This window comes from Streptomyces sp. NPDC088706 (assembly GCF_044752765.1).
Taxonomy (GTDB): Bacteria; Actinomycetota; Actinomycetes; order Streptomycetales; family Streptomycetaceae; genus Streptomyces.
In genome coordinates, this window is the sequence record NZ_JBIVLW010000005.1 from 139,051 (window position 1) to 151,023 (window position 11,973).

Sequence of the window (11,973 nt, forward strand, 5' to 3'; positions counted from 1 at the left end):
TCCTGCAAGGAGCACACGTTCCATGAACGTCGCGGTGGTGCTGTTCACCTCCGATCTGCGTCTGCACGACAACCCGGTGCTGCGTTCCGCTCTGCGGGACGCGGACCGGGTCGTCCCGCTCTTCGTCCAGGACGACGGCGTCCACCGGGCCGGGTTCGCCGCCCCCAACCGGCTCGCGTTCCTCGCCGACTGCCTGGCGGACCTGGACGCCGGACTGCGCCGACGGGGCGGCCGCCTGATCGTCCGTACGGGCACGGCGGCCGAGGAGGTGCGCCGGCTGGTCGAGGAGACCGGGGCACAGGCGGTGCACATGGCCGCCGACGTGAGCGGGTACGCGGCACGGCGCGAGGAGCAGCTGCGTACCGCCCTGGCGGACAGCGGCTGCGAGCTGCGCATCCATGACGCGGTGGTCACCGCGCTCGCTCCGGGCCGGGTGGTCCCGACGGGCCGGGACCACTTCGCGGTGTTCACCCCGTACTTCCGTCGTTGGGAGGCGGCGGGGGTGCGGGGCACACTGACCGCGCCCCGCACGGTCCGGCTGCCGGACGGCGAGCTCGCCTCCGATCCCCTCCCCGCACGGACAGACGTCAAGGGCGTATCGCCCGCCCTGGCCGACGGGGGTGAGCAGGCGGGCCGCAAGCTGGCGATGTCCTGGCTGAAGGGCGAGATGGCCCACTACGCGGACGGCCACGACGATCTCGCCGGGGACGCCACCTCCCGGCTCTCGCCGCACCTCCACTTCGGTACGCTCTCCGCCGCCGAACTGGCCAACCGGGCCCGGGAGAAGGGCGGACCGGGCGGCGAGGCGTTCGTCCGGCAGCTGGCCTGGCGCGACTTCCACCACCAGGTCCTGGCCGCCCGCCACGACGCCTCCTGGTCCGACTACCGGCCGCGTCAGGACCGCTGGCGGTCGGACGAGGACGAGATCACCGCCTGGAAGACCGGGCGGACCGGTTATCCCGTGGTGGACGCGGCGATGCGGCAGCTGGCGCACGAGGGGTGGATGCACAACCGGGGCCGGCTGCTCACCGCGAGCTTCCTCACCAAGACGCTGTACGTGGACTGGCGGGTGGGTGCCCGGCACTTCCTGGAGCTGCTGGTCGACGGGGACATCGTCAACAACCAGCTCAACTGGCAGTGGATCGCGGGCACCGGCACGGACACCCGGCCCAACCGGGTGCTCAACCCGGTGATCCAGGGCAAGCGCTTCGACCCGCGGGGCGCCTACGTACGGCGGTGGGTGCCGGAGCTGGCCGAGGTGGCGGGATCCGCGATCCACGAGCCGTGGAAGGTGAAGGGGCTGGACTACCCGGAGCCGGTGGTGGACCTGGGTGAGGCACGGGCGCGGTTCGAGAAGGCGCGCGGACTGGACTGAGGGCGGGCGGGAGCCCAGCCCAAGGCGCGCGGCCCGGGCCGACCAGGATCGCCCGGGGCCCGTACTCGTGCATGCGTGCGGGTACGGGCCCCGGCCGTTCTCACCCGCGTCGAGGAGGCCGGGGGAAGAATCCGCTCGTCCGGGCCACATAGTCGGCGTACCCCGGGCGGCCCGCCATGTGCCGCTCCAGCAGGGCCGCGCCGCCCCCCTTGGTCAGCAGGAAGGTCATCACCAAGGGGGCCACGACGGTCGCGGCGGCAGCGGCGGGCGCCTGGCAGACAAAGAGGAAAAGCCCCCACCAGACGAGGAAGTCACCGAAGTAGTTCGGGTGCCGGGTCCATGACCACAGCCCCCGGTCCATGATCTTCCCCTTGTTGGCGGGGTCGGCCGTGAACCGGGCGGGCTGGTGGTCCCCGATCGCCTCGAAGGCGAGCCCGGCCGCCCACAGGACCGCCCCTGCCCACGCCCATCACGCCAGAGGCCCGGTCAGGTACTGCGCGGCCTGCACCGGCAGCGAGACCAGCCACACCAGCGCCCCCTGGAGCAGGTAGACCTTGCGCAGGGCGTAGAGCTGCGGGTGGCCGGGAGCCTTGGCGAGCATCTTCTCGTAGCGCGGGTCCTCCCCGTAGCCGCGTCCGCGCCACCCGATGTGGACGGCGAGCCGCAGACCCCAGACCACGGTCAGGGCGGTCACCACCAGGCGCCGTAGGGCTTCACCCTCCCCCGCCGAGAGGCCGTACGAGACGAGGGCGACGGCGGCGAAGCCGACGCCCCAGGCGACGTCGACGATGCGGTGGACGCCCTTCTTCAGGGCGATGGCGAAGGTGACCAGCATGACGGCGAGGGCGGCGCCCGCCGCGCCCGCGAGCCCGTTCGCGAACGCGGCCCAGGCGAAGCCGCTCACCGGCCCGTCCCGTACCAGTCCCGACGGGCCGGCTCCATCCCGGCGACACCGGCCCGGTCGGGGCGTACGCACAGGATCTGGTCGACGCCCATCCGCCGCTCCTCGAACGCGAGGGCGCCGCCGACGAGGTGGAGCCGCCAGACCCGCGCGGTCTCCTCCCCCACCAGGGCCGTGAACTCCGTCCAGCGCTCCTCCAGCGTCCGCCGCCAGGCGTCCACCGTCAGGACGTAGTGCTCGCGCAGCGCTTCGACGTCCCGCACTTCGAGCCCGGAGCCCTCCAGCAGTCCGACGGTCTCCCCCACCGGTCGCATGTGCATGTCCGGGGCGATGTACGACTCGATGAAGGCCCCGCCGCCCGGGGTGGTGGCGCCGCGCGACATCTGCTGGACCAGCGCCCGGCCCCGCGCCCGCAGGGAGTCGTGCAGGATGCGGGTGAAGGCGGAATATTCGGCGTCCCCGACGTGCTCGCCCATCTCGATGGTCGAGACGGCGTCGTACGTGCCCCGGGTCTCGGGCCGCTCCGCGATGTCGCGGTAGTCGATGTTGAGGACCTCGACCAGCTCCTCCAGACCGCGTTCGCCGACCTGTTCCCGTACGTAGGCGGCCTGTTCGGCGGCGAGCGTGACGGCGGTGACCCGGACTCCGTGGTGCTGGGCCGCGTGCAGGGTCAGCGAGCCCCAGCCGCAGCCGATGTCCAGCAGTCGTGCGCCGGGCCGCAGCCCGAGCTTGCGGCAGATCAGCTCCAGCTTGTCGCGCTGCGCGTCGGCTTGGCCCGTAGTCGGGGGCGTCACCGGTCCAGTAGCCGCAGGAGTACGCCATCGTCTCGTCGAGCAGCAGGGCGTAGAAGGCGTTGGAGAGGTCGTAGTGGTGGCTGATCGCCGCCCGGTCCCGGGCCTTGCTGTGCAGCGCCCCGCGCAGTCCGGCCCGGGCCGCGGGGACCGGTGGGCGGGGGCCCACGGCACCGAGGCGCAGGGCGGTGCCCGCCGCGCTCAGGCGGTCGGCGAGCGAGGGTGCGGGCGGGGTGAGGCCGCGTTCGCTCACCGCGCGGCGCATGGCACGCAGTCCGTCGCCGAGGTCCTCGTCGAGGTCGATCTCACCGGTGATGTACGCCTCGGCCAGGCCCAGTTCGCCCGGCTCCCAGAGCAGTCGGCGCAGCGCCCGCCGGGACCGTACATGGACCGTGGGAGCGTCCTCGGGCCCGGCCTCGCTGCCGTCCCACATCCGGACCCGGACCGGCAGCCCGCCGCCGAGCAGCCGCTCGGCCAGGGGTTCCAGCCGCTGGGCGGCGCCGGTGGGGGTGCGCCGGGCGGGGGGCCTGGTGGCGGTGCTGGTCACGCGGTCTCCTCAGGGGTCGTTTCGCCGCTCGGCTCACGGGTCAGCAGCAGTTGCTGCACATCGAGGTAGCCGGAGCGGAAGCCCGCTTCGGAGGAGGCCAGGTAGAAGGTCCACATGCGGCGGAAGACGGCGTCGAAGCCGAGGGCGTCGACCTCGGCTTCGCGTTCGGTGAACCGTTCGCGCCACAGGCGCAGGGTCTCGGCGTAGTGGGCGCCGAAGCCGGTGCGCCAGACGGTCCGCAGCCGGGTGTGCTCGGTGGTGACCCGCTCGATCGCCTCGGTGGAGGGCAGCAGCCCGCCGGGGAAGATGTACTTGTGGATCCAGGTGTACGTGGAGCGGCTGGCGCGCAGTCGGTCGTCCGGCATGGTGATGGCCTGGAGGGCGACCCGGCCGCCGGGGGCGAGCAGCCGGTCCAGGGCCTGGAAGTAGACCGGCCAGAACTCCTCGCCGACCGCCTCGACCATCTCGACGCTGACGATGGCGTCGTAGTCGCCGGTGACCTGCCGGTAGTCGCAGAGCCGGACCTCGACCCGGTCCTCGAACCCTGCTTCGCGGATGCGCGTACGGGCCAGCTCGCGCTGTTCGGCGGAGAGGGTGACGGTGGTGACCCGGGCGCCGCGGGCCGCCGCGCGGACGGCGAGCTCGCCCCAGCCGGTGCCGATCTCCAGGAGCCGGGTGCCTTCCTCCACCCCGGCGGCGTCCAGCAGCCGGTCGATCTTGCGGTGCTGCGCGGCGGGCAGCAGGGCCCGCTCGGCGGGGAAGCCCCGGAAGACGGCGGAGGAGTAGGAGAGCGTCTCGTCCAGGAAGAGGGCGAAGAGCTCGTTGGAGAGGTCGTAGTGGTGGCTGATGTTGTCCCGGGAGCCCTGGGGGGTGTTGAGCTGCGCCTCGGGCTTGCGCAGCGCCCAGAGGGAGCGCAGCCGTTGCAGGGGGGCGGGGACGAGTTCGGCGGCGTTGTCGGCGAGGACGGTGAGGACGGCGACCAGGTCGGGGGCGTCCCATTCACCGGCCATGTAGGACTCGCCGAAGCCGATCAGCCCGCTCGCGCCGATCCGCCGGAAGAAGGCGTCGGGGTCGCGGATGTCCATGAGCGGCCCGCCGAGGCCGATGTCCTGCACGCCCGCGAGCCGGGCGCGCAGGGGGAGTTCGGCGAGCGCGTGGCGGACGATGCGGGCGGCCAGTGCCGTACGGGCGCGGGAGGCGCGGGGCCGGGAGACGATGTCGGGCCAGCGCTCCGGGTCGGCTGCGGGAGCCGGCCGCCCGGCCCGCCCGGAGGCGTTGCGCCTCGGCGCGGGGAGGGACCCGGCCGTGCCCGGGCTCCGCACAGCGGCTTCGGCGGCCCGCGCCGCCGGATCAGGGGCCTGCTCGCCCGGGTCGGGGGTCCGGTCTGCCGGCAGCTGGTGGGTGGGCGCGGTCACTGCATGCCTTCCTGTGGGCGGTGCTGGGGACGGGGCTGCACGGGGAGGCCGCGCAGGTAGAGCCGGATGCCGTGCAGCCGGATGGCGAGGGAGACGGCGAGGGTGGAGAAGGGGTGGCGCAGGGCGAGGCGGGCCAGTGCCCGGGGGGTGGCCCGGCGGCGGGTGCCCCGTACGGTCGCGGTGAACGGGCGGCCGCCCGCGCGCTCCAGATGGACGCTCAGGTCGAGCCGTTCCCCTGGTTCGGGCAGCCGCATCCGGTACCCGCCGTCGACGGGGAAGAACGGCGAGACGTAGAACTCCTTGCCCGTCGTGGCCTGGTGCTCGCCGTCCGGGTGGAGCAGATAGCCGTGCCGTTCGCCGTACGTGTTGTGCACCTCGGCCACGACACAGAGCGGGGAGCCGTCGGCGCGGCGGCACCAGTAGACGGTGAGCGGGTTGAAGACGTGGCCGAGGACCCGGGCCTGCGTGAGCATGGTGACGGTGCCGTCGGCGAGGTCCACCCCATGGGCGCTCAGGAAGCGTGTCAGCGCGGCCCGGATGGTGGGTGCGGTGCCGCCGAAGTGGTCCCGGGCGTCGAACCGGGCCAGCGGCCGCAGGGCGCGGGGCAGCCGGGGTGGGTCGTCCGGGTCGATGAGCCACAGATAGGTCCGGTGCCGCAGCGCGTACCTGCTGGGCCGGGTCCGTACGTGCGTGATGGCGCACGGGTAGAGGGAGCTCACCACTCCACCCCCAGGGCCCGGGCGGCGTCGACCCCCGAACGGCAGCCGTCCTCGTGGAATCCCCAGCCGTGGTAGGCCCCGGCATAGGCGGTGACGGGCCCGGAGAGGGCGGGCAGGCGGGCCTGGGCGGAGACGGATTCCGGGGTGTAGACGGGGTGTTCGTAGACCATGCGGGCGCGTACAGAAGCGGGGTCGACGCGGTCGGAGCCGTTCAGGGTGACGACGAAGCTCTCGGGGGCGTCCAGCCGCTGGAGCCGGTTCATGTCGTAGCTGACGGTGACCCGGTCGGCGTCGGCGGCGCAGGAGGGCATCAGATAGTTCCAGGAGGCCCTGGCGCCCCGGCTGCGGGGCAGCAGCGTGGTGTCGGTGTGCAGGAGCGTGGGGTTGCGGGAGTACGTGAAGGCACCCAGCGTGGCGCGTTCGGCGTCGGTCGGGTCGGCCAGCAGCCGGAGTGCCTGGTCGGGGTGGGTGGCGATGACGACGGCGTCGTACGGCGTGGTCGTGCCGTCCTCGGTGGTGAGCTCGACGCCGTCCGCGTGGCGGGTGACGGCCCGGACCGGGGTCGCGGTGTGGACGGCGGTGAGCTGCTTGACGACGCGCTCGACGTACGCGCCGGAGCCGCCGGTGACGGTCCGCCAGACCGGGGAGCCGCCGACGGCGAGCATGCCGTGGTGGGCCAGGAACGCGAAGAGGTAGCGCGCCGGGTAGCGCAGGGCGGTGACCGGGTCGCAGGACCAGACGGCGGAGACCACGGGGGTGAGGAAGTGGGCGTGGAAGTACGGGGAGAAGCGGCCACGCCGGGCGAACTCCCCCAGGGTCATGCCGGTCGCCGCGCTCTCCGGCAGCTCCAGCAGCGCGCGGGCGGCGCGGTGGAAGCGCGGCACCTCGGCCAGCATCCGCAGATACGGGCCCCGCAGGGCCGAGCGCGGCTGGGCGAGGAGTCCGGCGGGGCCGCGTGCGCCGGCGTACTCCAGGCCGCACCCCTCACACCGTACGGACATGGACATCTCCGACTCCTGGGTGGCGACGCCCAGTTCGTCCAAGAGCCGCAGCAGGTGGGGGTAGGTCCGTCGGTTGTGCACGATGAAGCCCGAGTCGACGCGGTGCACCCGGCCGTCGGACGCGCCCAGCTCGTGCGTGTGGGCGTGGCCGCCGACACGGTCGTCCGCCTCGTACAGCGTGACGTCGTGTGCCTTGCGCAGAACGTGAGCGGCGGTCAGTCCCGCCACTCCGCTGCCCACCACGGCTGTCCGCCGCCGCTCCTTCGCCATCCCGGCTCCCTCCGGTTCCTCTGCACCGTTCGAAGCAGTACGGAGACGATCCTCGGCACTCCATTTGTCGCAGCTGACCGGAAGGATTGGTCGATGATCAGAACTACCTCGATCGAGTGAATGATCCCGGCGGACCAATCCGCCAGGCACCCCGCACCGAATCTCTTGTGTGACAGCAGATCGGACCACTTCGCGGACGGACGGGGCCTTCGGGTCCCGACGGTCCCGCCCGGCGCGTGCCGTGTTCGCCGCGCCCGGCGGCCGGGCCACCGGGCCTCGCGCCCGGTGCGCCGCCCCCTCGCTCTCCGCGCCCCACGTGCACCGGCCGGCGCCGGTCACCGCGGTGGGCGAGGCGGGCCGGCGGTCCGCCGCGTCGGCGGATCCGGTCTGCGGTGCGGTCGGAGGCGGCCGCGCCGCCCGGACGGCCGGGGAGCCGTCCGTGCGGTGCGCCGCCGCCGGTCGGGGGCGCCGGGCCGGCCGCGGGAGCGAGGCGGCTCCCGGTCGGACGGCCGGCTCCGACACCGGGTCCGTCTCCCGCGGCTGGGAGACGGACCGCGGAACGCCGGAAACCGCCCCCGCACCACCGCCCCCTCCCCCTCTCCCCCACCCCTGAGCACCGCTCATTTCCTCCGCTCACACCTTCGATCCAGGAGAAACACCATGAACACCCTCCACTTCCGCCGCACCGCCGTCGCCGTTGCCGCCGCAGCCGTGCTGCCGCTGGCCCTGACGGCCTGCTCCTCGGACGACTCCTCCAAGGACTCGGCGGCGGGCTCCACCCCCAGCGCGGCCGCGTCGACGAGCGCCTCGGCCGACGACTCCATGAACATGGACAAGCCGTTCGGCCCGGGGTGTGCTTCGGTACCGCAGGAAGGCGCGGGCTCGTTCGACGGCATGGCGAAGGACCCGGTCGCGACGGCTGCCTCGAACAACCCGGAGCTGTCGACGCTGGTGGCCGCCGTGAAGCAGGCCGGCCTGGTCGACACGCTGAACAACGCCCAGAACATCACGGTGTTCGCGCCGTCCAACGACGCCTTCGCCAAGATCCCGAAGGCCGACCTGGACGCGCTGCTCGCCAACAAGGCGGAGCTCACCAAGGTCCTCACCTACCACGTGGTGGGCCAGAAGCTCACGCCTCAGCAGCTGGAGAAGGGCTCCTTCGACACCCTGGAGAAGAGCAAGCTGACCACGGCCGGCTCGGGCACGGAGTACACCGTGAACGACTCCTCGAAGGTCGTCTGCGGCAACGTCCCGACCGCCAACGCGACGGTGTACATCGTCGACTCGGTCCTGATGCCCCCGAAGTAGTCGTCGGGGCCTGAGGGGTTTGGAGGGCGGTGTGCCGCGATCGACGGCGGCACACCGCCCTTTGCCGCGCCAGCTGAACCCTGAGGGTACACATAAGGGGCGGATAGAGCAGAATAGACATAAGGGTGCCTGGCGCACACTCCGTACGGCGTCAGGGCCCGCAGGACCGAAGGAGACGAAATCTCATGAGCAACGTCTCAGACGCCAGGGGTGACATCAGGGGTGACCTGTCGGGTCACCCCGACGCCCCGGAAATGCGCGCACGGTACGACCGGATGATGGGCGGCCGCGATGTGGCGCTGGTGGACGCACCGGTGTTCCTCGTCGGCCTCTACTGTGCCGTCTCCCCCTGGGTGCTCCACTTCACGGCCAACCAATCCGCCCTGGCGACGCACAACCTCGTGATGGGTATCGCCATCGCGGTACTGGCCCTGGGCTTCACCGCGATGCCTGAGCGCATGTACGGCCTGAGCTGGGCGATGTGCGCCATCGGTGCGTGGATCATCGTGTCGACCTGGGTGGTCGGGAGCAGCCCGGACGCCGGAATCGTGCTGAACAACATCATCGTCGGCGGACTGACGGTGCTGCTGGGCATGGTCTGCGCAGGAGCGGCGATGAAGCGCCGCGATACCTGACCGGCGCCTGCCTACAGTCCCTCCGGCGCTCGATGAGCGGGGTACGGGGCGGAGCCCTGGTTCCGGGAAGGGGCGGTAGGGGAACGAGCCTGCCGCAGGCGCCCCACCCGCCCCATCCGCACCCCGCCCCACCGGCGTCAGCCGACAGAGCTGTACGCCACAACCCCCCGCAACACCCCGTCAACCGCCTTCCGCGCGTTCCGAGCCACAGAACTCGTTCCCGCACTCCCCTCCCGAGGAGCCGCCGCGGCCACCTGCCCCAGCACGTCGATCACCTGCTTGCACCACCGCACGAAGTCCCCCGCCGGCATCTCCGCCTCGCGCAGCACCTTGTCCAGCGTGCGTCCGGAGGCCCACATGTAGACCGCCCAGGCGAAGCCGAGGTCGGGCTCGCGCTGCCCGACCCCCTCCGTCTGGTTGATCTTGAAGTCCTCCTCCAGCGCGTCCAGCCGCCCCCAGATCCGCACCATCTCGCCCATGGCGGCCTTGGCCGGCCCGGACGGCAGCTTGGGCGCGACCGCGTCGTCGGACTGCCGCGCCTCGTACACCAACGCGGAGACGCACGCCGCGAGTTCAGCGGGGTTGAGCCCCTCCCACACACCCTCCCGCAGACATTCACTGGCGAGCAGGTCCAGCTCCCCGTAGAGCCGGGCCAGCCGCCGCCCGTTCGCCGTGACCTCGTTGCCCCGGAGGTAGTCCAGCTCGGTCAGGAGCGCGACGATCCGGTCGAAGGTCCGGGCGATCGTGTTCGTCCGCCCCTCGATCCGGCTCTCCAGCTGCCGCGTGTCCCGCTGCAGCCGGTGGTAGCGCTCGGCCCACCGCGCGTGGTCCTCGCGCTCGTCGCACCCGTGACAGGGGTGGGCGCGCAACTCGGTGCGCAGCCGGCTGATCTCGCGGTCGTCGGCGGCCGGCGCCCGCCCCTTGCGGTGCCGGTCGGGCACGATGTGCCCGGCCTTCGTCCGCAGCGCGGAGGCCAGATCGCGCCGGGACTGCGGCGAGCGCGGGTTGAACGACTTCGGGACGCGCATCCGCTCCAGCGCCTCCACCGGCACCGGGAAGTCCATCGAGGCCAGCCGCTTGACCTGCCGCTCGGCGGTGAGCACCAGCGGACGCGGCCCGTCGTGATGGTCGAACCCCCGGTGACCGTTGGCCCGCCCGGCGGGCAGACCGGGGTCGAGCACCAGGGCGAGCCCCGCGAACTTCCCCGTCGGCACATGGATGACATCGCCCGGCTTCAGCTTCTCCAGCGAGGAGGCCGCCGCCGCCCGCCGCTGCGCCGCGCCCTGCTTGGCGAGCTCCGTCTCCCGGTCCTTGAGATCGCGGCGCAGCCGCGCGTACTCCTCGAAGTCACCGAGGTGGCACGTCATGCCCTCCTTGTAGCCCTCCAGGCCCTCCTCGTTGCGCTGCACCTGCCGGGAGATCCCTACGACGGACTTGTCCGCCTGGAACTGGGCGAACGAGGTCTCCAGCAGCTCCCGCGACCTGTGCCGCCCGAACTGCTGCACCAGGTTGACCGCCATGTTGTACGAGGGGCGGAAGCTGGAGCGCAGCGGATACGTACGCGTCCCCGCGAGGCCGGCCAGCGCCGTCGGGTCCATGCCGCGCTGCCACAGGACCACCGCGTGGCCCTCGACGTCGATACCGCGGCGGCCGGCCCGGCCGGTGAGCTGGGTGTACTCGCCGGGGGTGATGTCGGCGTGCTGCTCGCCGTTCCACTTGACGAGCTTCTCCAGCACCACGGAGCGCGCGGGCATGTTGATGCCGAGCGCCAGGGTCTCGGTGGCGAAGACCGCTTTGACCAGGCCCCGTACGAACAGCTCCTCGACGACCTCCTTGAAGGTCGGCAGCATGCCCGCGTGGTGCGCGGCGATGCCTCGCTCCAGGCCTTCCAGCCACTCGTAGTAGCCCAGCACGTGCAGATCCTCGCCGGGGATGGACGCGGTCCGCTCCTCGACGATCTCCCGGACCAGCCGGCGCTTGTCGTCGTCGTTGAGCCGGAGCCCGGCGTACAGACACTGCTGTACGGCCGCTTCGCAGCCGGCCCGGCTGAAGATGAAGGTGATGGCCGGCAGCAGACCCTCGTTGTCCAGCCGCTCGATGACCTCGGGCCGCCCGGGCGTCCAGATCCGGCTGCGCTGGCGCCGCTCGCGCTCGCGGTCGGCCTCGCGCACCATCTTGCCGCGGCGGCGGTCACGCGGGTTGTACCCCTGCTGGTTCTCCTGCCGGGCGAGACGGACCAGATCCGGGTTGACCTCGCGGCGTCCGGCGCCGCGCCCCCCGTGGTCGGTCGCCTCCTCGAAGAGGTCGTACATCTTGCGCCCGGCCATGACGTGCTGCCAGAGCGGCACCGGCCGGTGCTCGGAGACGATCACCTCGGTGTCGCCGCGCACGGTGTCCAACCAGTCGCCGAACTCCTCGGCGTTGGAGACGGTGGCCGACAGGGATACCAGGGTCACCGACTCCGGGAGGTGGATGATCACTTCCTCCCACACCGCGCCCCGGAACCGGTCGGAGAGGTAGTGCACCTCGTCCATGACCACATAGCCGAGCCCGGAGAGCGACTGGGATCCCGCGTACAGCATGTTCCGCAGGACCTCGGTGGTCATCACGACCACCGGCGCCTCGGAGTTGACGCTGTTGTCGCCGGTCAGCAGGCCGACCTTGTCCGCGCCGTACCGCTTGACCAGGTCGGCGAACTTCTGGTTGGACAACGCCTTGATCGGTGTGGTGTAGAAGCACTTGCGGCCCTGCTCCAGGGCCAGATGCACGGCGAACTCGCCGACGATCGTCTTGCCCGACCCCGTCGGGGCCGCGACGAGCACGCCCTTGCCCGCCTCAAGGGCCTGGCAGGCCTCGATCTGGAACGGGTCCAGTCCGAACTCGTACATCTCCCGGAAGGGCCCGAGGGCGGTCGCCATCTCCGCCGCACGGGCGCGGGATGCCTGGTATCGCTCAGCTGGTGAGAGGTCCTCTGTCATCTTGCATACGAGCCTACCCGTCACCTCTGACAC

The 11,973-nt window shown here is 72.2% G+C and carries 7 protein-coding genes and 2 pseudogenes; 3 read left to right on the forward strand and 6 right to left on the reverse strand.

What is annotated here, in order from left to right; genetic code table 11:
• Positions 1-22: 22 nt before the first annotated feature.
• Positions 23-1,375, forward strand: a complete 1,353-nt coding sequence (locus ACIQAK_RS15755; protein WP_366389782.1) for a deoxyribodipyrimidine photo-lyase — start codon at positions 23-25, stop codon at positions 1,373-1,375.
• 100 nt (positions 1,376-1,475) lie between these two features.
• On the opposite strand, the pseudogene ACIQAK_RS15760 reads toward ACIQAK_RS15755, so the two are convergent.
• The 5 genes and pseudogenes from ACIQAK_RS15760 to ACIQAK_RS15780 form a co-directional block, all read right to left on the reverse strand.
• Positions 1,476-2,279 (reverse strand): annotated as a pseudogene (locus ACIQAK_RS15760) (DUF1295 domain-containing protein).
• A pseudogene (locus tag ACIQAK_RS15765) lies at positions 2,276-3,614 on the reverse strand (class I SAM-dependent methyltransferase). Before ACIQAK_RS15765 ends, ACIQAK_RS15760 begins: the two co-directional pseudogenes overlap by 4 nt.
• Positions 3,611-4,831 (reverse strand): cyclopropane-fatty-acyl-phospholipid synthase family protein, encoded by a 1,221-nt coding sequence (locus tag ACIQAK_RS15770; protein ID WP_366389894.1) that lies wholly within the window; start codon positions 4,829-4,831, stop codon positions 3,611-3,613. The pseudogene ACIQAK_RS15765 and the gene ACIQAK_RS15770 overlap by 4 nt, the downstream one beginning before the upstream one ends.
• 194 nt (positions 4,832-5,025) lie before the next feature.
• Positions 5,026-5,751, reverse strand: a complete 726-nt coding sequence (locus ACIQAK_RS15775; RefSeq protein ID WP_366389781.1) for a DUF1365 domain-containing protein — start codon at positions 5,749-5,751, stop codon at positions 5,026-5,028.
• Positions 5,745-7,019, reverse strand: coding sequence for an FAD-dependent oxidoreductase (locus tag ACIQAK_RS15780; protein ID WP_366389780.1), 1,275 nt, complete (start codon positions 7,017-7,019; stop codon positions 5,745-5,747). Before ACIQAK_RS15780 ends, ACIQAK_RS15775 begins: the two co-directional genes overlap by 7 nt.
• A 660-nt stretch (positions 7,020-7,679) precedes the next feature.
• On the opposite strand from ACIQAK_RS15780, the gene ACIQAK_RS15785 reads away from it, so the two are divergent.
• Positions 7,680-8,327 carry a fasciclin domain-containing protein gene (locus ACIQAK_RS15785; RefSeq protein ID WP_366389779.1) on the forward strand — a complete coding sequence of 216 codons (648 nt, stop codon included), beginning with the start codon at positions 7,680-7,682 and terminating at the stop codon, positions 8,325-8,327.
• A gap of 185 nt (positions 8,328-8,512) precedes the next feature.
• Positions 8,513-8,962 (forward strand): SPW repeat protein, encoded by a 450-nt coding sequence (locus tag ACIQAK_RS15790; protein WP_366389778.1) that lies wholly within the window; start codon positions 8,513-8,515, stop codon positions 8,960-8,962.
• Between the two features lie 137 nt (positions 8,963-9,099).
• Here the strand turns inward: ACIQAK_RS15790 and ACIQAK_RS15795 are convergent, their stop codons facing one another.
• Complete coding sequence (locus ACIQAK_RS15795) at positions 9,100-11,940, reverse strand: DEAD/DEAH box helicase (RefSeq protein WP_366389777.1); 2,841 nt, start codon at positions 11,938-11,940, stop codon at positions 9,100-9,102.
• Positions 11,941-11,973: the final 33 nt, after the last annotated feature.

Bases quoted from the DNA above. Each gene is read 5' to 3' on its own strand.
- ACIQAK_RS15755 (WP_366389782.1), top strand. From the start codon at position 23: ATGAACGTCGCGGTGGTGCTGTTCACCTCCGATCTGCGTCTGCACGAC.
- ACIQAK_RS15785 (WP_366389779.1), top strand. From the start codon at position 7,680: ATGAACACCCTCCACTTCCGCCGCACCGCCGTCGCCGTTGCCGCCGCA.
- ACIQAK_RS15790 (WP_366389778.1), top strand. From the start codon at position 8,513: ATGAGCAACGTCTCAGACGCCAGGGGTGACATCAGGGGTGACCTGTCG.
- ACIQAK_RS15780 (WP_366389780.1), bottom strand. From the start codon at position 7,019: ATGGCGAAGGAGCGGCGGCGGACAGCCGTGGTGGGCAGCGGAGTGGCG.
- ACIQAK_RS15795 (WP_366389777.1), bottom strand. From the start codon at position 11,940: ATGACAGAGGACCTCTCACCAGCTGAGCGATACCAGGCATCCCGCGCC.